A 25,949-nucleotide genomic window follows, 5' to 3' on the forward strand; every position below is an offset into this window, starting at 1 on the left:
CCGGAACTCATCCGGCAGGGGAGGGGACCGATTGCCAAATCGGCGTCACCCGCTAACATAGCGAAGGACTTGCCTCTCAGGCGGAAGAGGGAAGTTCGACTCCTCCCGGGGTGCCCTTTGCCGCCTTTGACTCCGCAAGAGGCGTCAAGGCCTGCCTGGCATGTGGACGCCCCGTTTATCCGTCATACCCAGCGTTCTGCAGGAGACACCGATGCGTACTTCAACTTTTCTCGCCCCTGTTCTCTTCGGGCTGGCCGGAACTGCCTTCGCGCAACAGGCGACGTTCGAAACCAAATCGCTCACCCCGGAAACGGCGTTGACAGCGGCCAGGGCGGCCATGGAGGCTTGCCGCCAGCAGGGCTATCAGGTGGGCGTTGCCATCGTCGACCGTGCCGGCCTGACCCAGGTCTTTCTGCGTGACCGGTTTGCGGGCCCACACACCGTGGACGTGGCCACCAACAAGGCGTGGACGGCCGTCAGTTTTCGCACCTCCACCCTGGTGCTGGCGGCGCAGACCGAGGCCGGCAAGCCCATGAGCGGCATTCGCGGCGTGTCGCGCATGCTCGCGGTGGGGGGTGGTCTTCTGATCGAAGGTGGCGGCTCGATTTATGGTGCCATCGGTGTTTCCGGCGCCCCTGGCGGCGAAGTGGACGAGGTCTGCGCTCGGGCCGGTATCAAGGCGATCTCAAGCGCGTTGGAGTTCTAGGTTCATCAAGGGGCAGCGTCCGCCTCCGGGTTGCGGACTTCACGTCAGGGCTTCCCCACCTTTTCCTGCAGCAAGGCCACTACAGGCTGTTCCGGCTTTGCCCGCGCTGAGACGATTCAGCGCTGGGCGGGAAGTTGGCCAGATCGAGGGAGGAAAGAAGGCCGGAGGAGTCCGGGACATCTTCAAGACTCTGTCAGCCCCACGCAAGTCTGTTATAAATAATTATGAATTCAGTTTAAAGACAACCGGAGACACCGTGTTCAAAGCCCTGCAACTCAACAAGTCCGACGCCGGCTTTTCTGCCGCGCTTGTTTCCCTGGACGAAGCCGGGCTGCCTCCCGGTGATGTGCTGGTGCAGGTCGAGTATTCGACCCTGAACTACAAGGATGGGCTGGCCATCAGCAACACCGGGCCGGTAGTGCGCAGCTGGCCCATGGTGGCGGGCATCGACGGGGCCGGCACGGTGCTGGAATCCACCCATGGGGCATGGAAAGCCGGCGACAAGTTCATCCATAACGGCTGGGGCCTGGGCGAGACGCGCTGGGGCCTGATGGCCGAGCGCGCGCGCTTGCAGGGCGACTGGCTGGTCAGGCTGCCGGCCGCTTTCAGCACGCGGCAGGCCATGGCCATTGGCACGGCCGGGTACACCGCCATGTTGTGTGTGCTGGCCCTGGAGCGGCATGGCCTGCAACCTGGTGACGGCGAAGTGCTGGTGACTGGCGCCACCGGTGGCGTCGGCAGCGTGGCGGTCGCCTTGCTTGGCAAGTTGGGCTACAAGGTCGTGGCAGCGACGGGCAAGGCCAGTGAGGAAGCCTATCTGAGGCAACTGGGCGCGGGCGCCGTGATGGACCGCGCCGAGCTGGCCGCGCCGGGCAAGCCGCTGCAGAAGGAACGCTGGGCCGCCGTGGTGGACGCGGTCGGATCACACACCCTGGCCAACGCCTGCGCGCAAACGCGTTACGGCGGGGTGGTGGCAGCCTGCGGGCTGGCCCAGGGGGCGGACTTTCCGGTCACGGTGATGCCTTTCATCCTGCGGGGGGTGACGCTGGCTGGCATTGACAGCGTGATGGCGCCCCTGGCGCGCCGCCAGCAGGCCTGGGAACGGCTGGCAACGGACCTGGGCCCCACCAAACTGGAGGCCATCGTGGAGGAAGTGCCGCTGGGCCGCGTTGCAGAAAAAGCCGCCGACTTGATGGCGGGCAAGGTTCGCGGCCGCATCGTGGTCAAAATCTGAATCGTGGAACAAAAAAACTGGAGACAGGGCATGACAAGTTACGCCGATTTTTACCGCCAGTCGATAGACCAGCCCGAGGCCTTCTGGACCGAGCAGGCCAGACTGATTGACTGGCAGCAACCTTTCACGCGTGTCTGCAACTACGACAAGCCGCCGTTTGTGCACTGGTTTGAAGGCGGTACCACCAACTTGTGCCATAACGCGGTGGACCGGCACCTGAAGGACCGGGCCAGTCAGGCGGCACTGATTTATGTGTCGACCGAAACCGGCATCGAGAAAACCTACAGCTTTGCCGAACTCCATGTCGAAGTTCAGCGCATGGCGGCCAGCCTGAAGGCACTGGGCGTGCAAAAGGGCGACCGCGTGCTGATCTACATGCCCATGATTGCGGAGGCCGCGTTTGCGATGCTGGCCTGTGCGCGCATAGGCGCCATCCATTGCGTGGTGTTCGGCGGTTTTGCCAGCGGTTCGCTCGCCTCGCGCATTGAGGATGCAACGCCCAGGGTGATCGTCAGCGCCGACGCAGGCTCGCGGGGCGGCAAGATCGTGCCCTACAAGCCGCTGCTCGACGAGGCGATCCGCCTGTCCAGCCACAAACCCGAGGCTGTGCTGCTGGTGGACCGGGGCCTCTCGCCCATGCAATGGGTGGCCGGGCGCGACCAGTTGTGGTCCGACTTGCGCGCCAGGCACCTGGATGACCAGGTGCCCTGCGAGTGGATGAAGTCCACCGACATCAGCTACACCATCTACACCAGCGGCACCACCGGCAAACCCAAGGGCGTGCAGCGCGACACCGGCGGTTACGCGGTGGCCCTGGCCGCCAGCATGAAACACATCTTCGACGGCAGGCCGGGTGAAACCTATTTCTCGACCAGCGACATCGGCTGGGTGGTGGGCCACAGCTACATCATCTACGGCCCGCTGATTGCCGGCATGGCCACGCTGATGTATGAGGGCCTGCCGACGCAGGGCCTGGACAAGCAGCCCGACGGCGGCATCTGGTGGCGGCTGGTCGAAAAGTACAAGGTCACGGCCATGTTCAGTGCGCCGACGGCGGTGCGCGTGCTGAAGAAGCAGGATCCGGCGCTGCTCAGGAAATACGACCTGTCCAGCCTGCGCGCCCTGTTTCTGGCGGGGGAACCGCTGGACGAGCCGACCGCTCGCTGGATCAGCGAAGGGCTGCAGGTGCCCATCATCGACAACTACTGGCAGACCGAGAGTGGCTGGCCGATTCTGACGATTGCCAACGCGGTCGAAAAAAAGGCCACCCGGTTCGGCAGCCCCGGCATCCCGATGTACGGCTACAACGTCAAGCTGCTGCATGAGTCGACCGGCGAAGAGCTGACGAAGCCCAACGAAAAGGGGGTGGTTGTGCTCGAGGGCCCGACGCCGCCGGGTTTCATGCAGACGATCTGGAAAGACGATGCCCGTTTCGTGAACACCTACTGGAAAAGTGTGCCCGGCAAAATGGTCTACAGCACCTTTGACTGGGGTATTCGGGACGAGGACGGTTACTACTTCATCCTGGGCCGCACCGACGACGTGATCAACGTCGCCGGCCACCGGCTCGGCACGCGCGAGATTGAGGAAAGCATTTCCGGCCATGCCGGTGCGGCCGAGGTGGCGGTGGTCGGTGTGGCGGACAGCCTCAAGGGGCAGGTGGCCATGGCGTTTGTTGTGCCCAAGGACAGCAGCGTGCTGCTTGATGCCGCCGCCGCGCTCAAGCTCGAGGGCGAGATCATGAAGCGCGTGGACCAGGATCTGGGCGCGCTGGCGCGACCTTCACGTGTGCGTTTTGTGTCGGTGCTGCCGAAAACCCGCAGCGGCAAACTGCTGCGGCGCGCCATCCAGGCCGTGTGTGAAGGGCGCGACGCCGGTGATCTGACGACCATGGACGACCCGGCGGCGCTGCAGCAGATCAGGGACCTGATGGGTGCGGCTTGAAAATCGGGTCAGATCTTCGATGCAAAAAGTGGTTCTGGCCCTGATGGCGCTTGCGCCATAAGCTATAAAAAATGTAGCGTTTCGGTTGCCTCGGTAGGCCCGAACGGTGGAGGCACTTCGTCGTGCTCGTCTGCATCCGGAGCCAGGCTATTTCTTGAACACCACAGCGCCGGTGACCAAGCCGGCACCAGGGTTCTTGGCATAGGTCAGGCCCGCATACGCTGCATTGGTCCCGACGAACATGCCCTGAATATAGGTCCCGCTGAAAGTCGGCGTGCTGCCGGATGCCGAATCCGTGAAGTTGCCGAACGAGGTGTTGATGGCCACTGAGATGGTGTAGCCCGTCTGGAAATTGACCGAGAAGGTCGCGCTGTTGAGCGTGCCGGCAACACCGTTTTGGGTGGGAGCCGTGTTCCCCGTCAGCGTGTAGTTGGCAACGCCGCTGTAGAACAGCGAGGAAAGCTCTGTCTGTGACGTGGGCCGCCCGGCGACGTAATGCACGTTGTCCAGCGAGAGGGCGCTGGGATCTTCTTTCTGGCCGGTGGTCCACATCCCCCAGCCGATGAAGTTGGCGTCGCTCACATTGCCGACAGACTTGAAACTGGTCACCGGCTGCACTGTGCCGGCTTCTGACCACTTCGGCGTGTTGGCCGCGGTGTCCTGCACCTTGAGCAGCTTGTTGTCGCTGAAAACGGTGGTGGCTCCGGTGCCTGTGGAGAGGGTGTACGCCGAGCCACTGTTGACGCCGACCGCTGCGACCTTGATATCCGTGAAGGTGCGCTCGACGGGGGGCGTTGTGGTGGTACTGGTGCTTGTGGTCGTGCTTGTGCTTGTGGTTGTGGTTGTGGTTGTGGTTGTGGTTGTGGTTGTGGCCGCTTTTTCCGTCACAACTTTTGCCTTGCCCGCTTCGTCCACCTTGTCCCCCGCGACCACGGGGTCGTTCTTTCTGTCAGGCGTTTCGATCTTGGGCTGTTCGCTGGTGCGTACCGGTGGCGTCACGTTGTCGAGAACCCTCACGGATTCCCCCGCCACGAGGCCGATACAGCCGCTTTGGTTGCAGACCTCGATTTTGTCCAGTTCGCTGGTGATACCCAGGCTACCGTCCGGGTTGTAGCCGACCTTGAAGCCCGATCCTCGAATGCCGATGGTGGCCGTGGTGGTGGTGAGGCGGTAGTTGTCGCGATTGCGTTTGCCGATCAGGCCGGTGATGGCGCGCATGCTGCCGCGCAGAAGGTCAACGAGAAAGCGGTCTTCCTTGGGGTTGTTCTGATCGACATAGCTGGCGATCTTGAACTCCGTGTTCGGCTGCAGGGAAACCAGTCCACCGTCAGTGAACCGGACCTGGGCTCGTCCGTTCGTGCCAGTCACAATGGCATTGCCGCTGTTGATATCGCCGCCCTTGGTGAGGGCAGTCACGCGGCCGTCCGTCTGGCGGAGATTTACTTCGCCCGCAGTGAACTGCGCGACGCCGGCAAGTGCGTGCGCCTGCAGCGGGTAGCCCGCCGCCAGCGCCATCAGCAGGACGGTGTTGTTGAGTCTGAAGGCTTGTTCCATGGTACGAACCTCGAAGGTCTTTGCGAAGATCTGAGCGATTAAAAGTCCCGGCGCACTGTCACGGAGAAAACACGTTTACTGAAATCAGAAATGGCGATGTTGGAGTCCGTCCGGAGCAGCGACAACTGCGGCGTGACACGCCAGTTCACAAAGGGGACCCAGGTCAGCCCGAGGTTGAGACTTGTTTGCTTGTCGCGGCGGGTGACCAGAAACAGGGGGTCTGTACCACCGTAGCGCCGCTCCTCGTAACCTGCATTGCCAAACACGTCCACGTCGGCATTGACGGTTTGCTGCAGGCCGGCGCGCAGCCCGGCCAGACGGTGGCCGAGATGCGGAACATTGGCGGCGCGCTCGTTCTCGGTTCCCGCATACACGCCGCCGAAGGCCAGCAGGCCGTTGCGGAATGCCCTGGCGTAGGACGCGCCCATCACATAACGATTGGCATCGCGCAGGTTCTGACCGGGATAACGCAAGGTGGACAACTGCAGGTAGGTGGTCCACTGACTGGCCGCATCAGGGCGGTGGGTCCATTCACCGACCATGCCGCGTTGATCCCTCACGTCGCGGTTGTCGGCCGAGAAGGTTCCGACCTGCGCTGCGGCCGTGTATTCGTTTTTTCCGACCTTGTAGCTGGCGCCGGCGCTTATATCGAACTGGTTGGTGTCGAAGTCGTTGTAATCGTTGTTGAAACGGTAGTTGCCCGAAGCGCTGGCAATCAGGGACAGGCGCGGATCGATCACAAAACGCCCCGAGACGCCGGCGCCCAGGCTGTAAAAGGAGTCCTTGAGCTTGACGCTGGTGGGACTCAAGGTCAGAACCAGTCCGCCAAGCGAGGGGACCGCGACGTTCGCGTTGCCCGGGCCGCTGTTGATGTTACTGTCGCTGCCGATGCTGCCCTCAACATAGCCCCTGATCGACGAACGTGCGGCTTCCTCGTTGCGGTCAATGGCCTGCAGGAACTCGTCAATCTTCCGGGCGGCTTCCGGGGGAATGTCGTCGCGTTTTGTTTCCTGCAGCACCTGGCGCGCCGCCTGGTTATCGCCGAGGGAAAACAGGGCTCGTCCCAGTTCGGCGCGGGCCCGCGAGTTGCCCGGCTGGACCGTCAGGACGCGTTCGAGCGCAAACACGGCGCGGGTGAACTGGCCGGTGTCGTTGGCGGCAATGCCAAGGACGGTATCAAAGTCAGGGTCACCCGCACGTGAGGCTTCTGCCGTGGCGAGCTGGTCAAACGCCTGCTGCGCCTTGCCCTGCTCCACCAGCGCCAGTGATTCACGAACCAGTGCATCTGCCTCTGCATATGCGGCGCAGGAGAACACTGCAGCAAGCCAGGCGGCAGACATCTGGAAAAAAAATCGTTTGAAGGACATAACAATCTGCCCAAAAAAAACCACTGGATGCCAGTGGTTTTATATCACGGAGTAAAACAAAAGCAGCATTTATTACAGTGACTTTATCCACGCTGGCCGTTTTTTCGGTATTCCGACCTGGCCTGGTGCGCGTCGGCTTCGTTCCATCCGTCAAATGACAGATGCATGACACAAGCCGGGCGCCCGCGGATCGGTCCGGTTTTCGCCATTTTTGTCATTCGGTGGCACAATGGAGCCTGTTTCTGAAGGCCCTTCCTTGCCACAGTCGCATCCGCTAATCGGTCCAGCCGTGTTGCGGAAGGTTAATCAACCAGCCACACCCGTTGTGGCCAGCTAATGTTTCCTCAAGGGAAACGGAGGTCAGCGTAATGAGTTCAAGCCCGGCGGCATCTTCCGTCTATTCGGCCTATCAAGGCAATACCTATCTCTTCGGCGGCAATGCGCCTTATGTCGAAGAGATGTACGAAAACTACCTGGCCAACCCCGGTAGCGTGCCCGACAACTGGCGCGAGTATTTCGACGCCCTGCAGCATGTGCCCGCCGTTGACGGCAGCAACGCCAAAGACGTTCCGCACCTGCCGGTCGTCAACGCTTTCGCCGAACGCGCCAAGCAGGGCGTGACCCGGGTGGTGGGTGCTTCCACCGCCGACTCCGAGTGGGGGCGCAAACGTACCGCCGTCCAGCAGCTGATTGCTGCCTACCGCAACGTGGGTGCCCGTTGGGCCGACCTGGACCCCCTCAAGCGCACCGAGCGCGACAACATTCCCGAGCTTGACCCGTCTTTCTACGGGTTCACCGATGCCGACCAGGAAGCGGTGTTCAACACCAGCAACACCTTCTTCGGCAAGGAAACCATGAGCCTGCGCGAGCTGCTCAACGCGCTGCGCGAGACCTACTGCGGCACCATCGGTGCCGAGTACATGTACATGACGGACCAGAACCAGAAGCGCTGGTGGCAGCAAAAGCTCGAAGCGATCCGCAGCAAGCCCAACTTCACACCGGAGAAAAAGCGCCACATCCTGGACCGCCTGTCGGCGGCGGAAGGCCTGGAGCGTTTCCTTCACACCAAATATGTCGGGCAGAAACGCTTCTCGCTCGAAGGCGGCGAAAGCTTCATCGCCAGCATGGATGAGCTGATCCAGCGCGGCGGCAGCATCGGCGTGCAGGAAATCGTGATCGGCATGGCCCATCGCGGCCGCCTGAACGTGCTGGTCAACTCGCTGGGCAAGGTGCCGGCCGACCTGTTTGCCGAGTTCGAGCACACCGCTCCTGAAGACCTGCCCAGCGGCGACGTCAAATACCACCAGGGTTTCAGTTCCGACGTCACCACCCCCGGCGGGCCGGTGCACCTGAGTCTGGCGTTCAATCCTTCGCACCTCGAAATTGTCAACCCGGTGGTCGAAGGCTCGGTGCGCGCCCGCATGGACCGCCGCGCCGACCCCAAGGGCCTGCAGGTATTGCCAGTGCTGGTGCATGGCGATGCGGCGTTTGCCGGGCAGGGCGTGGTCATGGAAACCCTGGCGCTGGCTGAGACCCGGGGTTACTCCACCGGCGGCACGGTGCACATCGTGATCAACAACCAGATCGGTTTCACCACCAGCGACCCGCGCGACAGCCGCTCCACCCTGTACTGCACGGACGTCGTCAAGATGATCGAAGCGCCCGTGCTGCACGTCAACGGAGACGACCCGGAGGCGGTGGTTCTGGCCACCCAGCTCGCGCTCGAATTCCGCATGGAGTTCCAGAAGGACGTCGTGGTCGACATCATCTGTTTCCGCAAGCTGGGCCACAACGAGCAGGACACGCCGGCGCTCACGCAGCCGCTGATGTACAAGAAAATTGCGCAACACCCCGGTACCCGCAAGCTGTACGCCGACAAGCTGTCGGCGCAGGGCATGGGCGAGACGCTGGGTGACGACATGGTCAAGGCCGTGCGCGCCGCGCTGGACGCGGGCAAAAGCACTTTTGATCCGGTGATCACCAACTTCAAGAGCAAATACGCGGTGGACTGGAGTCCTTACCTCGGCAAGAAGTGGACCGACGCCGGCGACACCGCCATTCCGATGGCCGAGTGGAAGCGTCTGTCCGAAAAGATCAGCACCATTCCGCCGACGGTGACCGCCCACCAGCTCGTCAAGAAGGTGTACGACGACCGTGCGGCCATGGGCCGCGGCGACATTCCGGTGGACTGGGGCATGGGTGAACACATGGCGCTGGCTTCGCTGGTGGCCAGCGGTTACCCGGTGCGCCTGTCCGGTGAGGACTGCGGGCGTGGCACGTTCACCCACCGCCATTCGGTGATTCACGACCAGAGCCGCGAGAAGTGGGATACCGGCACCTATGTGCCGCTGCAGAACGTGGCCGATAACCAGGCCCCGTTTGTCGTGATCGACTCCATCCTGTCGGAAGAGGCGGTGCTGGCCTTCGAATACGGCTATGCCTCGAACGACCCCAACACGCTGGTGATCTGGGAAGCCCAGTTCGGCGACTTCGCCAATGGCGCACAGGTCGTGATCGACCAGTTCATCGCCTCGGGTGAGGTCAAGTGGGGCCGTGTGAACGGCATCACGCTGATGCTGCCGCACGGCTATGAAGGCCAGGGGCCGGAGCACAGCTCGGCGCGCCTGGAGCGCTTCATGCAGCTGTCGGCCGACACCAACATGCAGGTGGTCCAGCCGACCACCGCCAGCCAGATCTTCCACGTGTTGCGCCGCCAGATGGTGCGCAACCTGCGCAAGCCGTTGATCATCATGACGCCCAAGTCCTTGCTGCGCAACAAGGATGCCACCTCTCCACTGTCCGAGTTCACCAAGGGCGGTTTCCAGACGGTGATCCCCGACAGCGGCGGGCTCAAGGCCGACAAGGTCAAACGTGTCGTCGCCTGTTCGGGCAAGGTCTACTACGACCTGGCCAAAAAGCGTGAGGAGAAGGGCGTCGACGATGTTGCCATCGTGCGTGTGGAGCAGCTCTATCCCTTCCCGCACAAGGCTTTCGCGGCCGAGCTGAAGAAGTACCCGAATGTCACCGACATCGTCTGGTGCCAGGACGAGCCGCAGAACCAGGGTGCGTGGTTCTTTGTGCAGCACTACATCCATGAAAACATGTCCGAAGGCCAGAAACTCGGTTACTCGGGCCGCGCGGCCTCGGCATCCCCGGCTGTAGGTTATTCGCACCTGCACCAGGAGCAGCAAAAAGCGCTGGTAGACGGCGCTTTTGGCAAGCTCAAGGGCTTTGTCCTGACCAAATAAGAGGGCTGCGCCGGACGGCGCACTCCATCGAACCCACAACCCGAAAGAATTCAAATGGCTATCGTAGAAGTCAAGGTCCCGCAGTTGTCCGAATCCGTGGCAGAAGCCACCATGCTGCAGTGGAAGAAAAAAGTCGGCGACGCCATCGCCATTGACGAAATCCTGATCGAGATCGAGACCGACAAGGTGGTGCTGGAAGTGCCCGCGCCTGCCGCCGGCGTCCTGGCCGAAATCCTGGTCGCCGATGGCGGCACGGTCACGGCCGAGCAACTGATTGCCCGGATTGATACCGAAGGCAAGGCAGCTGCCGCTGCGCCGGCTGCGGCGGCACCTGCGGCCGCCGTCGCGACCGCCCCGGCAGCCGCGCCCGCCCCAGCGGGTGGCAGCATGGCCGGCGTGCCCATGCCGGCAGCGGCCAAGCTGATGGCCGACAACCAACTGGCTTCCGGCTCGGTTGCCGGTACCGGCAAGGACGGCCGGGTCACCAAGGGCGATGTGCTGGTCGCGGTGGCCGGCGGTGCTCCGTCTGCTCCAAAATCAATAGCTGCCAGCGCAATACCCACGGGCGCTCCAACCACTTCCTTGCCTCAAGTGGCGGCACCGGCCAGGGCCAGCGACCTGCGCGACCGCCCCGAGCAGCGCGTGCCCATGAGCCGCCTGCGCGCACGGATTGCCGAGCGTCTGCTGCAATCGCAGTCGACCAACGCCATCCTGACCACGTTCAACGAAGTCAACATGGCGCCCGTCATGGAAATGCGCAAGAAGTTCCAGGACCAGTTCACCAAGGAGCATGGCGTCAAGATCGGCTTCATGAGCTTTTTTGTGAAAGCCGCTGTGCATGCGCTGAAGAAATTCCCGGTGATCAATGCGTCGGTGGATGGCAATGACATCGTCTACCACGGGTATTTCGACATCGGCATCGCCGTCGGTTCGCCGCGCGGCCTGGTGGTGCCCATTCTTCGCAATGCCGACCAGATGAGTTTTGCCGAAATCGAAAAGAAAATCGCCGAGTTCGGCAAGAAGGCCCAGGACGGCAAGCTGGGCATCGAGGATATGACCGGTGGCACCTTCTCGATCTCGAACGGCGGCACCTTCGGCTCCATGCTGTCGACGCCGATCATCAACCCACCGCAATCGGCCATCCTGGGCGTGCACGCGACCAAGGACCGCGCGGTGGTAGAGAACGGCCAGATCGTGATCCGCCCGATGAACTACCTCGCCATGAGTTACGACCACCGCATCATCGACGGCCGCGAAGCCGTGCTCGGTCTGGTGGCGATGAAGGAAGCGCTGGAAGACCCGGCGCGCCTGCTGTTCGACATTTGAGGTCAATTTGGCCAGGAAACGGCTATTGCCCCTTCTAACATCCGATATCGCCAATGGCTTATCGCAGATGATGTTGGGTGCAGCGATAGCTGTCTTACCCTGGCTCCTGCTGGGCCTGGTTTCCACCGTTGAAACTCTCACGAGTGGTAACTCTTCCTGCGCTGGCAGTGGTTACTCTTGCGTGTTGGGGTGGATAGCAGTGTTTGCGTCAATCGCGACCGTGCCCGTAGGCGGCGCAATTTGTCTTTTTGGATTTTTTGAGTTCGCTGGGGCTTGCCTGCAAAAAGTTTCTGCGCTGCTGCGACGGCGCTAAGTTCTTTTACCTGGACGAGCTTGATTTCTCCCGCCGTAAATATGAAAAGAGGTAGTTGTGAGCAAAAGTTTTGATGTCATCGTCATCGGTGGCGGTCCCGGTGGCTACATTGCCGCCATCCGCGCCGCCCAGCTGGGCTTCAACGTGGCCTGTATCGACGAGTGGAAAAACGCCAAGGGCGGACCGGCCCTGGGTGGCACCTGCACCAACATCGGCTGCATTCCGTCCAAGGCCTTGCTGCAATCGTCCGAACACTATGACCATGCCGCTCACCACTTTGCTGATCATGGCATCGAGGTCAAGGGACTGGGCCTGGACGTCGCGAAAATGCTGGCGCGCAAGGACACGGTCGTCAAGCAGAACAACGACGGCATCGTCTACCTGTTCAAGAAGAACAAGGTCACCTTCTTTCATGGCCGCGGCTCTTTCGTCGCGGCGAAGGACGGTCTTTATGACATCAAGGTGGCGGGAGCCTCCGAGGACACCCTCTCCGGCAAACACGTCATCGTGGCCACAGGATCGAACGCCCGTGCCTTGCCCGGTGCGCCTTTTGATGAAGAAAACATCCTGTCCAACGACGGCGCCCTGCGCATCGGCGCCGTGCCTAAAAAACTGGGCCTGATCGGCTCCGGCGTGATCGGCCTGGAAATGGGCTCGGTCTGGCGGCGCCTCGGTGCCGATGTGACCATTCTGGAAGGCCTGCCCACCTTCCTCGGCGCCGTCGATCAGCAGGTTGCCAAGGAAGCGCACAAGGCCTTTGTCAAGCAAGGGCTGAAAATCGAGCTCGGTGTCAAGGTGGGCGAGATCAAATCCGGCAAAAATGGCGTGTCCGTCGCCTGGACCAATGCCAAGGGAGAGGCCCAGACGATTGATGTCGACAAGCTGATCGTCTCGATCGGCCGGACCGCCAACACCCTTGGTCTGGCGCCCGAAACGGTGGGACTGAAGCTCGACGAACGCGGCGCCATCGTGGTCGACGAGGAATGCAAAACCAATTTGCCCAACGTCTGGGCTGTTGGTGATGTGGTGCGGGGCCCCATGCTGGCGCACAAGGCGGAGGAAGAGGGCGTCGCGGTGGCCGAGCGCATCGCCGGCCAGCATGGCCATGTCAACTTCAACACCATTCCCTGGGTGATTTACACCAACCCCGAGATCGCCTGGGTCGGGCAGACCGAAGAGCAACTGAAGGCGGCGGGCCGGGCCTACAAGGCAGGCACCTTCCCCTTCATGGCCAACGGGCGTGCGCGGGCGCTCGGCGACACCACCGGCATGGTGAAGATGCTGGCGGACGCCACCACCGACGAAATTCTCGGCGTGCACATCGTCGGCCCCTTCGCCAGCGAACTGATCGCCGAATGCGTGGTGGCCATGGAATTCCGGGCCAGTGCAGAGGACATTGCGAGAATCTGCCACGCCCATCCATCGCTCAGCGAGGCCACCAAGGAGGCTGCGCTGGCCGTCGACAAGCGGACGCTGAATTTCTGAGGATGTTTGCCCCCACGTTCCCCCACTTCGTGTGGGTCTCTGCCCCCCAGGGGGGCCCAGCCGCCTTGGGGCGGCCCGGCGGCGGCTGATGGTCGTCCCGCGAGGGTCGGTGCGTTCGGATTACGAGTCTGAACTGAAGACGCGGGGTTACACCAGTGACCCCGCCCAGTTGCGGGCTGTGGATGCACTGGAGCGTTGCGCCACCGAGTGGGCGGCGTTCAAGGAAAAACGGTCCAATCCGCTCAAGAAGCTTATCAACCGGCCCGACATCCCACGCGGGGTTTACATGCACGGCGGGGTGGGGCGCGGCAAGAGCTTCCTGATGGACTGTTTCTACAACGCGGTTCCGCTCAAACGCAAGACGCGCCTGCATTTTCACGAGTTCATGCGCGAAGTCCACCGTGAACTGCGCGACCTCCAGGGGGTGGTCAATCCGCTGGACGAGCTGGGTAAACGTATTTCCAAACGTTACCGCCTCATCTGCTTTGACGAGTTTCATGTCGCCGACATCACCGACGCGATGATTTTGCATCGCCTGCTGGCGGCGCTGTTTGACAACGGCGTGGGTTTTATCACCACCTCCAATTTTCATCCTGACGACCTGTACCCGAACGGCCTGCACCGTGACCGCATTTTTCCGGCGATTGCGCTGCTCAAGCAGAACCTCGAAGTGATCAGCGTGGACAACGGGACCGACTACCGTCGGCGCACGCTCGAGCAGGTCAGGCTCTACCACACGCCGCTGGGGCCGCAGGCAGACGCGGAAATGGAGGAAACTTTTCAGCGTCTGGCGGAGTCTCACGACGAATCGCCGGTGCTGCACATCGAATCACGGAAAATCCATGCCAGACGCAAGGCGGGCGGCGTCGTCTGGTTCGATTTCAAGACCCTGTGTGGCGGGCCACGTTCGCAAAATGACTACCTGGAAATTGCCACACAGTTTCACACGGTGCTGCTCAGCAATGTGCCGCACATGCCGGTGCGCATGGCATCCGAAGCAAGGCGTTTTACCTGGCTGGTCGATGTTCTCTACGACCGTCGCGTCAAACTCATCATGTCGGCGGAAGTCCCCCCTGAGGCGTTGTACACGGAAGGTCCCCTGGCACACGAGTTTCCCCGGACGGTGTCCAGGCTCAATGAAATGCAGTCTGCCGAGTTCCTGGCACTGGAACGCAGAAATGTGGATACCACCCTGACATGAAAAAACTGTTTCTTTTCTTGCTGTTCTCCACCCTGGGGGTTGCCTCAAGTGCTCAGACCCAGGATGAACTGGTGTCGGCCGCCACCGATCGGGAGCGACAGCGCATCAACACCGAACGCACCACGCTGGAGGCAGCATTTGATGCGGAAGAAGATGCCTGTTACAAAAAGTTTTTTGTCAACAGCTGTCTGAACGCCATCAAACCCAGGCGGCGTGAGGCGATGGCCGACCTGAAGTTCCGGGAAGTTGCCCTTAATGAGCAGGAGCGCCGCCAAAAGGCAGCCGAGCAGGTTCGCAAGACCGAGGAAAAATCGTCACCCGAGGCCGAGCGGCAAGCCGCTGAGCGTCGCGCCACGGCGCTGGAAGACACCAAGGCCCGGGAAGAGCGAACGCGTCAGAAGGCCAGCGATCGCATGGACCTCAAGCAGAACGAAGCCCTCAATGCCGCCGAGGCAGCCGGCAAGGATCAAGGTGCCAAGGAGAGGGCCCAGGCGCGCGCAGACAAGCAGGCCGCCAGTGCCAAAGAGGCCCAGATGTACAAGGACAAACAGCAGGAAGCGCAGGAGAGAAAAGCCAGCCGCGAGCAGAGGCTGCGCGAGCAGACCAAGCCGGCGGCCAAGCCCTTGCCTGCCCCCGGCTGAGGTTCGGTCACATTCAGGCCAGCGCCTCGAACTTGACGATGACCAGCGACAGGTTGTCGCCGCCGCCATGGGCACGCGAGCGTGCTTTCTGAATCAGGAATTCGGTGGCCTCACGTGGTGACAGCATGGACAGGGCCGAGCCCATTTCACTGGGACTGAAATAGTGCCAGACACCGTCGCTGCAAGCGATCAGTGAGTCGCCCGGCCCCAGCTGTGGAATGTAGTGCTGGCTCACCGGCGGCACTTCCTCGGTGCCCAGGCATCCCATCAGGATGTTGGACTGCGGATGCACGTTGGCCTCTTCCTCGGTGAGTTCGCCTTTGTCCACCAGTGTCTGGACATAGGAATGGTCGATGGTCCGATTGACCAGCTTGGCACCCCGAAAATGGTAGATGCGCGAGTCGCCAGCATGCACCCAGTGGCAGTCGCCGCCCGGGTTGATCAGAAACGCTGCCAGCGTGCTGTGCGGCTCCTGTTCGGCTGAAATGGCCGTGAGCTTGATCACGGTGTGGGCTTCTTCCACCAGCTGTTTGAGCATGGCCACCGCATCGTCTGTGTCGGGGGCATATCGCTCGAACAGTTGTTTGGCCGTCATCATGACCTGATCGGACGCCTTGCGCCCGCCACTTCGCCCGCCCATCCCATCGGCCACGATGCCGAGCATGCAGCCGGCGATGCGCGCATGGCTGAGCAGGGCCACCTGGTCCTGCTGGTAGTCGCGGTCTCCCTTGTGGATACCGGTTGACGCCGTGATTCGATAACCTTTGGACATATTGAAATGGCCGAGTCATGTGGACTCGATTAATCTCCGTAATCAACGTATTATCAGATGAAGCTGCTCGCCCGTATAAAAAACTTGGACTTCAACCTGCATTCCCCGGAGCGTCGCCTCATAGACCTCAAAATCGAACATGCGGATCTCAATGCCCTGGTGGATCTCACCGCGCATGCCGTGCCGATTGACGAGTTGATGCTCAGGCGCCTGAAAAAGCGCCGCTTGCTCTTGCGCGACCTGATCGCCCAGCTCGAACTGGCCCTTGACCCCCCCGAGCCCGCCTGATGAATCTGGAGTCTCAAGTCCTGGAGGCGTTTGCCCCCGATGGCGTGCTGGCGCGAGCAGCTGAACATTTTGTCCCGCGCAGCGGACAGACCGACATGGCGCTCGCCGTGGCGCGCGCCATCGAAGGTGCTTATCCGCTGGTGGTAGAGGCCAGCACCGGTGTCGGTAAAACCTTTTCCTACCTGGTGCCGGCCCTGCTCAGCGGTGAGCGGGTGCTGCTGTCCACCGCTACCAAGGCCTTGCAGGACCAGCTGTTCGGCCGTGACCTGCCGGCCCTGGTCAAGGCGCTGGGCGTGCCGGTCAGCACCGCCTTGCTCAAGGGGCGCGGCAGTTATCTCTGTCTGCACCGGATGGAAATGGCCCGCCATGACGCGAGTTTTCCCGAACGCAGCGCGCTTCGCGCGCTGGCCAAAGTGGAGGAATGGGCTCGCGGAACGGATACCGGTGATCTGGCCGAACTGCCCGGGCTGGATGAGCGTTCACCGGTGATTCCCTGGGTCACCTCGACCCGGGAAAACTGCCTTGGCGCTCCGTGCCCGCGGTTTCGCGCCTGTCATGTCAACCATGCACGCCGTCAAGCGCTGGCGGCCGACGTGGTGGTGATCAACCACCACCTGTTTTTTGCTGATCTGGCGGTGCGCGAATCAGGCGTGGCGGAGCTGTTGCCGACAGTTCGGATTGCGATCTTTGACGAAGCACACCAGCTCAATGAAACGGGTGTGCAGTTTCTGGGAAAAAACCTGTCGACCGGACAGATCCTCGATTTCGCCCGCGACATGCTGGGCACCGGGCTGCAGCTGGCGCGCGGCCTGCTGGACTGGCCGGCGCTGGCGGGCGCGACCGAACATGCGGCCCGCGACTTGCGCCTCTCCGTGGGCAAGGCCTATCCGGGCAGCAAGCTGCGCTGGACCGATGCTGCGCCTGAGGGCCTGGCCCCAAAAGAATGGGCAGAGGCGCTGGCGGCTGTCGGCACCGCGCTGGCGGGTGCCTGTGAAGCCCTGGACACGGTCAGTGACATCGCCCCGGACTTCGTGCGCCTGCACGAGCGCGCTGCCGAACTGGAGGCGCGCGCCCGCGCTTTTGGTCTTGAGCCTCAGCCCGGCGGGGTCCGCTGGCTGGATGTGGGCACCCAACTGCGGCTGGTGGAGTCCCCGCTGGATATCGCCGAGGCCATCCAGGCCAGGGTGTTCACCGATGACAAGGCGGCTGCCAAAACATGGATATTCACCTCGGCCACCCTGGGCGACGATGCGCAATTGAGCTGGTTCACTCAGCCCTGTGGTTTGACAGAGGCCACGGTGTTGCAGGTGGGCAGCCCTTTCGACTATGCGCGCCAGGCCGCGTTGTACATTCCGCGCAACTTCCCCAAGCCGGGCGACCCCACGCACACGGCTGCGGTCGCGGCCTCCGCAGCGGACTGGGCCCGCCGGCTGGGCGGCCGCACCATGGTGCTGACAACCACCTTGCGCGCCTTGCGGGCGATCGGCGAGGCCCTGCAGGCAAGCTTTGAGGGTTCGGTTGACATCGAGGTGCTGGTGCAGGGGGAGATGCCCAAGCGGACCCTGATTGAACGTTTCCGCCAGGCCGACAGCCACGGTGGACGCGGCTGCGTGCTCGTGGCGTCCGCCTCATTCTGGGAAGGCATCGATGTGCCGGGTGATGCACTGCAGCTCGTGATCATCGACAAACTGCCGTTTCCGCCGCCCAACGATCCCATGGTGGAGGCCAGGTCGCGGTTGCTGGAATCAACAGGCAAAAGCGCTTTCAACGACTATTTCCTGCCGGAAGCTGCCGTGGCGTTGAAGCAGGGGGCCGGGCGCCTGATACGCCGCGAAACCGATCAGGGCGTGCTGGTGGTCTGCGACAGCCGGCTGGCATCCATGGGTTATGGCAAGCGGCTGCTGCGTGCGCTGCCGCCCATGCAACGCCTGGCGTCGGAAGAGCAGTTGAACGAGCGGCTGGATCTGCTTACCAGAACTTGTACCAGGGCCCCTCAACCGACTTGAAGCCCTTGGACAGGTATTCGCTCTGGGGAAAGCTTCTTTCCATCACGCGTTTGGTGTCGTCGCGCAGTTGGGCCATGTTGAGCGCGTCATAAGACTTGTACAGAATGAACAGGGCTTCTTCGAGCACCGGCACATCGCGGTAGTCTGCAATCGCGGTTTGAGCGCGGTTGATGGCCGAGATGTAGGCGCCACGGGTGTAGTAGTAGCGGGCTACATGGACTTCATACTGGGCCAGGGAATTGACGATGTAGTTCATGCGCAGGCGCGCGTCGGCCGAATACTTCGATTCTGGAAAGCGGTTGACCAGCTCCTTGAAGGACTCGAAGGACTCCTTGGCGGCTTTCTGGTCACGCTCCGACAGGTCCTGCTTGTACAGGAAGCTGAAAAGGCCCAGGTTTTCGTTGAAGTTCACCAGACCCTTGAGGTACAGGGCATAGTCGATCGCCGGACTGGCCGGGTGCAGCTTCATGAAGCGATCCAGCGTCGCCAATGCCTGTGCCTGCTCTCCACCCTTGAACTGGGCATAGGCTTTTTCCAGCTGGGCCTGCTGGGCCAGCGGCGTGCCAGCTGCGCGGCCTTCGAGCTTTTCAAACAGAGGGACGGCCTTGTCATAGGCGCCGGAATTTGCCTCGTCCCTGGCTTCCGTGTAAATCTTGTTGGGGCTCCAGTTGGCCGTGGGGTCCTTCACGGTGGAGGAGCACGCTGAAAGCACGAATGCACAGACAAGCATGGACGCTGCCACGGGGCGTGTGGCTGGAACAACCGATAATTTGGAGGAAAACATCGCAATTGATCCTGTTAATGACTGATTCTGTACAAAGCAAATTGATTATATCGAGCGCCCTTGCGGCGGGCACTCTGGCCGATGACGTCCTGGGAGAGGGCGAGACGGCCGCCGATGCCGAGTTGCGTGAGGTGAGTGTTCCCGTGGAGAGTCACGGCGCGCGTCTGGACCGGGCATTGGCAGGCATTGTGCCCGAGTTCTCCCGCAGTTATCTTCAACAACTGATAACAGCGGGGGCCGTGCAACTCAATGGCGTCACGGTGGCCAAGGCGTCCGCCAAAGTCAAGGCCGGCGACAACCTGAAGATCGAACTCAAACCGACGCCGCAAAGCCAGGCCTTCAAGCCGGAGGCGATGGCGCTGGAGCTTCTTTTTGAGGACGAGCATCTGCTGGTCATCAACAAGCCGGCCGGCCTGGTGGTGCATCCGGCGCCCGGAAACTGGAGCGGCACGCTGCTCAACGGGCTGCTGGCGCGCGATTCCCAGGCCAGCCTGTTGCCGCGCGCGGGCATCGTTCACCGGCTCGACAAGGACACCAGCGGCCTCATGGTGGTGGCGCGCAGGCGCCAGGTGATGGACCAACTGGTGGCCATGATTGCCGAGCGCAGTGTCAGCCGCGAGTACATCGCGCTGGCCCATGGCGCGTGGGAAGGGCCGAAGTCGCGCCAGGTCGAGACGCCGATAGGCCGCGATCCGCGCAATCGCCTGCGCATGGCGGTCGTGGACCTCGAAAAAACGGCCGGCAAGACCGCCTCGACCGGGTTTTATCTGCTTCAAAACGAAGGGCCGTTTTGTCTGGTGCGCTGCCGGCTGCAGACCGGCCGGACCCACCAGATCAGGGTGCACATGGCCTCCATCGGCCATCCGCTGGTGGCCGATGATGTTTATGGCGGCAAGCCCGCCGCGGGCCTGGAGCGTCAGGCCCTGCATGCCTGCCGCCTGGCTTTCACACACCCCGTGACCGGCGAAGCCCTCGAGTTCATGGCGCCGTTGCCGATGGATCTGGCGGCGGCGCTTGCCCAGCTGGGGCTGGGATACAATCAAATCCAGTAGTTTTCTGCTACCCGCCGCATGGCGCACCCCGATATTGTGGTTGCGCATGAATGTGAACTGCGCCGCCAGGCGCCTTTATCTCGAATCATTTCGGAACCAAGACCATGAATACGACGGATGCCAAGCGCGTCCTCGAAACGGCACTTATTTGCGCGCAGCAGCCGCTGCCTTTGCGTGAGATGGGTGTATTGTTCAACGGGGCACTGACTGCCGATACCCTCAAGCTGCTGCTGGAGGATCTGCAAAACGACTGGTCCGGGCGGGGGGTGGAGCTGGTGCATGTCTCGACCGGCTGGCGGTTTCAGAGCAGACCGCAGATGCGCGAGTACCTCGATCGCCTGCATCCTGAAAAGCCGCCGCGCTACACCCGAGCCACGCTGGAAACGCTGGCCATCATCGCCTACCGCCAGCCGGCGACACGTGGCGACATGGAAGACATCCGGGGCGTGACCATCAACAGCATGATTCTCAAGCAGCTTGAGGACCGGGGTTGGGTCGAGGTCATCGGTCATCGCGAAACCGTCGGGCGTCCCGGTCTGTACGCAACAACGCGGCAGTTTCTCGACGATCTGGGGCTCGAGTCGCTGGACCAGTTGCCGGTCATGGATACCACGGAGGCGCAGGCCTCGATGCTCGATCAGATCGACTTTGGCATGCCGGCTGCTGTGGCCGCAGACGCGGCAGCGCCCGGGGATGCCGCTTTGCCCGATGATCCCGGGACCGGTTTGCTGGTCGCAGAACTTTCCGATGCGGCGCAGGCCGGCGATTCGCAGGACGCTTCGTTAACCAGCCTCACGGCCACCGATCCCAACGCCTGAACGCAAACGCATGAATCAAAAAGACAATCCGGCTCCGGCCCCCGCTCCCCCTGCCCAGGTTGAAGAGCCCATTGTGCCGCCAGCCCCCGATTCATCGGCGCAGGCAGCTCCTGATTTGATAGCGGAGGTGCCGCCTGCCGGTGATTCCGCCAAGGCGGCGCAAGGCAGGTCCGAGCGTGTGGCGCAGCTGGCGCCGGCGCTGGCCCGTTTTGAAGACGTGGTGACCGGCCAGTTCGATGCCGACGAAGAGGAAGACGTGGCGCTGGAGCTCCCCAAGCGGGTGCTGCTGCCGCAACCGGAGACCCCCAAGCTGCACAAGGTTCTGGCACAGGCGGGACTCGGCTCCCGGCTGGAAATGGAACAGCTGATTCTGGAAGGCCGGATTTCCGTCAACGGCGAACCGGCCCATATTGGCCAGCGCATCCAGTTTGGCGACACGGTCAAGGTCAACGGCAAGCCGATCCGGGTGCGCATCGACCCGCCGCCACCACGGGTCATTGCTTACCACAAGCCCTCCGGCGAGGTGGTGTCGCATGACGACCCGCAAAACCGGCCCACGGTGTTTCGCCGTCTGCCCAAGCTGTTCCAGGGCAAGTGGCAATCGGTGGGCCGGCTCGACCTGAACACCGAGGGGCTCTTGCTGCTGACCAGTTCCGGCGAACTCGCCAACAAACTCATGCATCCCCGTTTTGGCCTGGAGCGGGAGTACGCGGTGCGTGTACTGGGGGCACTCAACAACGAAGAGAAAAAGCGCCTGCTCGACGGCGTGCAACTTGACGATGGCCTGGCCCAGTTCAGCACGATTGAAGCCGGCGGGGGCGAGGGCGCCAACTGCTGGTACCGCGTGACGATTTCCGAAGGTCGCAACCGGGAGGTGCGCCGCATGTTCGAAGCGGTGGGTCATGCCGTCAGCCGCCTGATCCGCATCCGTTACGGCGCGGTGGTGCTGCCGCGCGGCCTCAAGCGTGGCGCTTTTGTCGAACTCGATGAGCGCGACATTGACGCGTTGACCAGCGCTGTTGGACGTTCGGAAGCCCGCGCCGATCCGCGCGGTGCCAACAGGAATACCGGGGAAGCAGGAGAGGCCGGGGAAGCCGGCTTCGGCGAGGGCCGTCCAGGGCGCGGGCCGCGCCGCAACGACCGCTCACGCGGCGGACGGGGACGACCTGACAGTGGCGCCCCCAGGGCACTGGATGCGCAAGCCATGCCAGACAAAAGCCGGACAGCGGAGGCGAGGGAACAAGGCGAGGAGGCCGGCCACGATCCGCTGGATCTGCAGCCGCCCATGAATCGCAACGAAGCGCCACGCGACGCCAACCGGCGCCGGGGTGCCAAGGGTGGTCGCGGCAATGGGGGTAACTCCGGAGCGGGTCCCCGTTCCGGCCCGCCTGGCAAGTTTGGCGGCAATACGGGCGGACAAGGGCCGAAGCGCCGTGACGACCGGGGCGGGGATCGCGGTGACCGCGGTGACAAGGGGCCAGGCGGTGCACAGCCGGACCCAATGAAGACTTCGTTTGGTTATATCGGCGCGGAAACCTTTACCCGCCAGCGACAGGCTCCGGGTCAGGGGCAACGTCGCGGTGGCGGGGGCGGGGGCGGGGGCGGCGGCGGCGGTAGCACTCCGGGGCCGCGCCGCAGTGGCGGTGGCGGTGGAAACCGCGGCGGAAACCGCAGTGGGGGCGGTAACCGCGGCGGAAACCGGTAACTGCCCGGCGTATCCCAACGCGCTTTGTTCAAAGGACATTGCCCGCGGGTTAAAATCAGAGGCTTTATTCGATTTGAATAAATCCCAGAAAATCAAGGTTAAGGAAATCTCATGGCGATCGAACGCACTCTCTCCATCATCAAACCCGATGCAGTGGCAAAAAATGTCATTGGTCAAATTTATGCACGTTTTGAGGCCGCCGGCCTGAAAGTGGTTGCTGCCCGCATGGCGCACCTGTCGCGCGGCGAAGCTGAGGCTTTTTATGCAGTGCATAAAGAGCGTCCTTTCTTCAAGGATCTGGTTGAGTTCATGATTTCCGGTCCGGTCATGATTTCCGCCCTGGAAGGCGAAAACGCGATCCTGAAACACCGCGACCTGATGGGCGCGACAGATCCGAAGAAAGCCGCCGCCGGTACCATTCGTGCCGATTTCGCTGACAGCATTGATGCCAATGCCGTGCATGGCTCCGATGCGGTCGAAACTGCCCAGGTGGAGATCAGTTTCTTCTTCGCGGGCATGAACATCTACTCGCGCTAAGGCGCAAGTTTCCCGCAAATGACCGCCAACCTGCTTGATTACGATCTGGACGGGCTGGCGGCCTTTTGCGAAGGCCTCGGGGAGAAACGCTTCCGGGCCACCCAGCTTTTTCGCTGGATTCACCAGAAAGGCGCGACAGATTTTGCCCAGATGACCGATCTGGCCAAATCGTTGCGTGAAAAACTTCCCGCGTCCGCCCACATCCAGAGCCTGAAGGTGGTGTCACGCCACGATTCGGCCGACGGCACCATCAAGTGGCTGTTCGATGTCGGCGCGGGAGATGTCATTGAAACCGTCTTCATTCCCGAGGCCGACCGCGGAACGCTTTGCATTTCGTCCCAGGCCGGCTGTGCTGTGGGCTGCCGTTTTTGCTCCACCGGCCACCAGGGCTTCAGCCGCAACCTGACGACAGCCGAGATCATCGGCCAGCTCTGGTTTGCAGAGCACTTCCTGCGCCAGCATCTGGGCCGGCAGGACCGTGTGGTGTCCAACGTCGTGATGATGGGCATGGGTGAACCCCTGCAGAACTATTCCCAGCTGCTGCCGGCCCTGCGCGTCATGCTGGACGACCATGCCTATGGCCTGTCGCGCCGGCGTGTAACGGTTTCGACCTCCGGCGTGGTGCCCATGATGGATCGTCTGGCGCATGATTGCCCGGTAGCCCTGGCGGTGTCGCTGCACGCGCCCGAGGACGAGCTGCGAAGCAACCTGGTGCCGCTGAACAAAAAATACCCGATCGCCGAATTGCTCGAGGCCTGCGCGCGTTACCAGGCCGCGGCACCGAGGGACTTCATCACCTTCGAGTACTGCATGCTCGACGGCGTCAATGACCAGCCCGAACATGCGCACATGCTGGTGGCCTTGATGCGCAAGCATGCAGTCAATGGTTTGTCCTGCAAGTTCAATCTGATTCCTTTCAACCCGTTTCCGGCATCGGGCCTGAAACGCTCAGGCATGCCGCAGGTGATGGTTTTCGCCAAGGTTCTGATGGATGCCGGCATGGTGACCACCGTGCGAAAAACCCGGGGCGATGACATCGACGCCGCCTGTGGCCAGCTCGCCGGCGATGTCCAGGACCGCACCGGTGTGCAGCAGCGCATGGCCACGCAGCGGCAGGGTATGCTCAAGGGCATCAAGATTGTCTCCAGAGAGGTCGGTGTATGAGTCGTGTCCGCAATGTCCTGTTGATGTCTGTCTGCTGGGCGGCCGTGCTGCTCGCCGGGTGTGCCGGCAAACCGGGTTCCGCTCCTGGCGCCGCGAGCGGGCGCGCGGAGATCATGACGGAGTCGGACGAACCGGACGTTCGCAAGCGGGCGCGCATCCGCCTGGAGCTGGCCGCCAATTATTTTCAGCAGGGGCAGACCAACGTCGCCCTCGACGAAATCAAGCAGGCCTTGGTGACCGATCCGACCTATGCCGAGGCCTACAACCTGCGCGCCCTGGTTTATATGCGCATGAATGACAATGTGCTTGCCGAGGACAGTTTCCGCCGGGCCATGACGCTCAATCCGCGGGACGGCGACGTGCTGCACAACTATGGCTGGCTGCTCTGCCAGCAAAATCGCTACAGCGAATCGACTGCGTTATTCGCCCGCGCCATTGCCTTGCCCCAGTACGGCGGCCAGGCCAAAACACTCATGACGCAGGGGCTTTGTCAGGTGAGGGCGGGGCAGAAAGCGGAGGGTGAGCGGAGCCTGTTGCAATCCTATGAGCTGGACGCCGGTAACCCGGTCACCGGCTATAACCTGGCCAACCTGCTTTTCCAGCGCGGGGAGTTGGTTCGTGCGCAGTTCTACATCCGCCGTTTGAACAACAGTGATCTGGCCAACGCCGAAACCTTGTGGCTGGGTATCAAGGTGGAGCGCAGTCTGGGCAACCGCGAGGCGATGCTGCAACTGGCCGATCAGCTTAAAAAGCGCTTCGCCCAGTCACGCGAGGCTGCAGCTTACGAACGGGGAGCCTTCAATGACTGATGTCGACGGCCTGCTGCCGGGCAACGCTGCCATGGCGCAGCGAGACCCGGCGCACCACGTCCCGCAGGATCAGGCAGATGGCGGGCCTGCGGTCAGTGCCGGTTCCCTGATCCGGCAGGCACGCGAAGCTGCAGGTCTGCATATCGCCGCACTGGCGGTGGCTTTGAAGGTGCCGGTCAAAAAGCTCGAAGCCCTGGAAGCGGACCGCCTGGACCTGCTGCCTGATGCCGTGTTCGTACGCGCTCTTGCGGCGAGCGTCTGTCGCACCCTGAAGATAGATGCGGGTCAGGTGCTGGCGCTGTTGCCACAAACCGGCAAGCCCAATCTCGGGCAGCAGAGTGCGTCCATCAACGCCCCGTTTCGTTCTCCCGGCGACGGACCCGGGCCCTCCCTGGTGGCCCAGATTTCCAGACCTGCCGTTCTGGCCGGCCTGTTGCTGGTGTTGGGTGCCCTGGTTCTGATCTTTCTGCCGGCTGTCCAGCAGCCCGGCGTCGCCACGCAGCCAGCGACACCATCACCTGCCATTGCCGATGCACCTTCTGCCCCGTCGGGGGGGCCGTCAGGGGTTGCCATGGCCAGGACCGAGCTGATCGAGGTGGACAAGCCCGCCGGGGCAGACAGCATGGCTCAGCCCGCTGCTCCTGGCGGCACGGCGCCGACGGCCCCTTTACTCGCACCGCGCCTGCCTGTAACCGATCAGGCTGCGGTGGTCATGTCGCCTGCGGTCGCCTCGCCCGCGGTCGCCTCGCCCGAGGCCGCCGGCATCATCGTGTTCCGGGCCAAAGGGGAGTCGTGGGTCGAAGTGACCGATGCCAGAGGCACGGTGGTTTTGCGTCGTACCCTGGCTGCCGGTGAGGAGGCGGGAGCATCGGGCGTCCTGCCGCTGGCCGCAGTGGTAGGCCGGGTCGATGCGACGCAGGTCGAGGTGCGGGGCAAGGCCTTTGACCTGGGTGCTGTGAGCAAAGACAACGTTGCACGTTTTGAGGTGAAGTAGT

21 protein-coding genes are annotated in these 25,949 nt (G+C 62.5%); 17 read left to right on the forward strand and 4 right to left on the reverse strand.

Annotation, left to right across the window (positions count from 1 at the left end):
- Positions 1–211: 211 nt before the first annotated feature.
- The 3 genes from PSV33_RS17170 to PSV33_RS17180 all read left to right on the forward strand — a co-directional run bounded on the left by PSV33_RS17170 (position 212) and on the right by PSV33_RS17180 (position 3,884).
- On the forward strand, positions 212–706 hold the full coding sequence (locus PSV33_RS17170) for a heme-binding protein (RefSeq protein WP_300563562.1): 495 nt from the start codon (positions 212–214) through the stop codon (positions 704–706).
- Positions 707–962: 256 nt separating this feature from the next.
- The gene (locus PSV33_RS17175) at positions 963–1,940 is read left to right on the forward strand and encodes an MDR family oxidoreductase (protein WP_300563563.1); all 978 of its coding nucleotides are present in this window, start codon (positions 963–965) and stop codon (positions 1,938–1,940) included.
- A 3-nt stretch (positions 1,941–1,943) separates the two neighbouring features.
- A complete protein-coding gene (locus PSV33_RS17180) occupies positions 1,944–3,884 on the forward strand; it encodes a propionate--CoA ligase (protein WP_300563564.1) in 1,941 nt (646 codons plus the stop codon).
- A 147-nt stretch (positions 3,885–4,031) separates the two neighbouring features.
- Here PSV33_RS17180 and PSV33_RS17185 read toward each other — a convergent pair whose 3' ends face one another.
- Positions 4,032–5,438 carry a FecR family protein gene (locus tag PSV33_RS17185; RefSeq protein ID WP_300563566.1) on the reverse strand — a complete coding sequence of 469 codons (1,407 nt, stop codon included), beginning with the start codon at positions 5,436–5,438 and terminating at the stop codon, positions 4,032–4,034.
- A gap of 38 nt (positions 5,439–5,476) precedes the next feature.
- On the reverse strand, positions 5,477–6,805 hold the full coding sequence (locus PSV33_RS17190; protein ID WP_300563568.1) for a surface lipoprotein assembly modifier: 1,329 nt from the start codon (positions 6,803–6,805) through the stop codon (positions 5,477–5,479).
- A 368-nt stretch (positions 6,806–7,173) separates the two neighbouring features.
- Here PSV33_RS17190 and PSV33_RS17195 point away from each other — a divergent pair, with 368 nt between their 5' ends.
- The 5 genes from PSV33_RS17195 (at position 7,174) to PSV33_RS17215 (ending at position 15,019) form a co-directional block, all read left to right on the forward strand.
- On the forward strand, positions 7,174–10,053 hold the full coding sequence (locus PSV33_RS17195) for a 2-oxoglutarate dehydrogenase E1 component (protein ID WP_300563570.1): 2,880 nt from the start codon (positions 7,174–7,176) through the stop codon (positions 10,051–10,053).
- A 54-nt stretch (positions 10,054–10,107) separates the two neighbouring features.
- The gene (gene odhB / locus PSV33_RS17200) at positions 10,108–11,379 is read left to right on the forward strand and encodes a 2-oxoglutarate dehydrogenase complex dihydrolipoyllysine-residue succinyltransferase (RefSeq protein ID WP_300563572.1); all 1,272 of its coding nucleotides are present in this window, start codon (positions 10,108–10,110) and stop codon (positions 11,377–11,379) included.
- A 370-nt stretch (positions 11,380–11,749) separates the two neighbouring features.
- Positions 11,750–13,177 (forward strand): dihydrolipoyl dehydrogenase, encoded by a 1,428-nt coding sequence (lpdA, locus tag PSV33_RS17205; protein ID WP_300563573.1) that lies wholly within the window; start codon positions 11,750–11,752, stop codon positions 13,175–13,177.
- Between the two features lie 88 nt (positions 13,178–13,265).
- Positions 13,266–14,378: a cell division protein ZapE gene (zapE, locus tag PSV33_RS17210; RefSeq protein ID WP_300563575.1), complete on the forward strand. Its 1,113-nt coding sequence runs from the start codon at positions 13,266–13,268 to the stop codon at positions 14,376–14,378.
- Complete coding sequence (locus PSV33_RS17215) at positions 14,375–15,019, forward strand: hypothetical protein (RefSeq protein WP_300563577.1); 645 nt, start codon at positions 14,375–14,377, stop codon at positions 15,017–15,019. The genes zapE and PSV33_RS17215 overlap by 4 nt, the downstream gene beginning before the upstream one ends.
- Positions 15,020–15,032: 13 nt before the next feature.
- Here the strand turns inward: PSV33_RS17215 and PSV33_RS17220 are convergent, their stop codons facing one another.
- Positions 15,033–15,791 (reverse strand): protein phosphatase 2C domain-containing protein, encoded by a 759-nt coding sequence (locus tag PSV33_RS17220; RefSeq protein ID WP_300563579.1) that lies wholly within the window; start codon positions 15,789–15,791, stop codon positions 15,033–15,035.
- An 84-nt stretch (positions 15,792–15,875) separates the two neighbouring features.
- Here PSV33_RS17220 and PSV33_RS17225 point away from each other — a divergent pair, with 84 nt between their 5' ends.
- Both PSV33_RS17225 and PSV33_RS17230 read left to right on the forward strand, forming a co-directional pair.
- Positions 15,876–16,079 carry a DUF465 domain-containing protein gene (locus PSV33_RS17225; RefSeq protein WP_300563706.1) on the forward strand — a complete coding sequence of 68 codons (204 nt, stop codon included), beginning with the start codon at positions 15,876–15,878 and terminating at the stop codon, positions 16,077–16,079.
- Entirely contained in the window at positions 16,079–18,085 is a 2,007-nt protein-coding gene (locus PSV33_RS17230; protein WP_300563581.1) for an ATP-dependent DNA helicase, read from the forward strand. Before PSV33_RS17225 ends, PSV33_RS17230 begins: the two co-directional genes overlap by 1 nt.
- On the opposite strand, the gene PSV33_RS17235 is transcribed toward PSV33_RS17230, so the two are convergent.
- A complete protein-coding gene (locus PSV33_RS17235) occupies positions 18,048–18,869 on the reverse strand; it encodes an outer membrane protein assembly factor BamD (RefSeq protein ID WP_300563583.1) in 822 nt (273 codons plus the stop codon). The genes PSV33_RS17230 and PSV33_RS17235 overlap by 38 nt on opposite strands.
- Positions 18,870–18,886: 17 nt before the next feature.
- On the opposite strand from PSV33_RS17235, the gene PSV33_RS17240 reads away from it, so the two are divergent.
- From PSV33_RS17240 to PSV33_RS17270, 7 genes are all read left to right on the forward strand, one after another.
- Complete coding sequence (locus PSV33_RS17240; RefSeq protein ID WP_300563585.1) at positions 18,887–19,921, forward strand: RluA family pseudouridine synthase; 1,035 nt, start codon at positions 18,887–18,889, stop codon at positions 19,919–19,921.
- A 104-nt stretch (positions 19,922–20,025) separates the two neighbouring features.
- A complete protein-coding gene (gene scpB, locus PSV33_RS17245; protein ID WP_300563587.1) occupies positions 20,026–20,739 on the forward strand; it encodes an SMC-Scp complex subunit ScpB in 714 nt (237 codons plus the stop codon).
- 10 nt (positions 20,740–20,749) lie between these two features.
- A complete protein-coding gene (locus tag PSV33_RS17250; protein ID WP_300563589.1) occupies positions 20,750–22,444 on the forward strand; it encodes a pseudouridine synthase in 1,695 nt (564 codons plus the stop codon).
- Positions 22,445–22,555: 111 nt separating this feature from the next.
- Positions 22,556–22,981 carry a nucleoside-diphosphate kinase gene (ndk, locus tag PSV33_RS17255; protein WP_096662563.1) on the forward strand — a complete coding sequence of 142 codons (426 nt, stop codon included), beginning with the start codon at positions 22,556–22,558 and terminating at the stop codon, positions 22,979–22,981.
- Between the two features lie 18 nt (positions 22,982–22,999).
- Positions 23,000–24,145, forward strand: a complete 1,146-nt coding sequence (gene rlmN / locus PSV33_RS17260) for a 23S rRNA (adenine(2503)-C(2))-methyltransferase RlmN (protein ID WP_300563591.1) — start codon at positions 23,000–23,002, stop codon at positions 24,143–24,145.
- Positions 24,142–24,954 (forward strand): type IV pilus biogenesis/stability protein PilW, encoded by an 813-nt coding sequence (pilW, locus tag PSV33_RS17265; protein ID WP_300563593.1) that lies wholly within the window; start codon positions 24,142–24,144, stop codon positions 24,952–24,954. Before rlmN ends, pilW begins: the two co-directional genes overlap by 4 nt.
- Positions 24,947–25,948, forward strand: a complete 1,002-nt coding sequence (locus PSV33_RS17270) for a helix-turn-helix domain-containing protein (protein WP_300563595.1) — start codon at positions 24,947–24,949, stop codon at positions 25,946–25,948. Before pilW ends, PSV33_RS17270 begins: the two co-directional genes overlap by 8 nt.
- Position 25,949: the final 1 nt, after the last annotated feature.

Origin of the sequence: Polaromonas sp. (genome assembly GCF_029945895.1) — a bacterium.
Classification (GTDB): domain Bacteria; phylum Pseudomonadota; class Gammaproteobacteria; order Burkholderiales; family Burkholderiaceae_C; genus Polaromonas.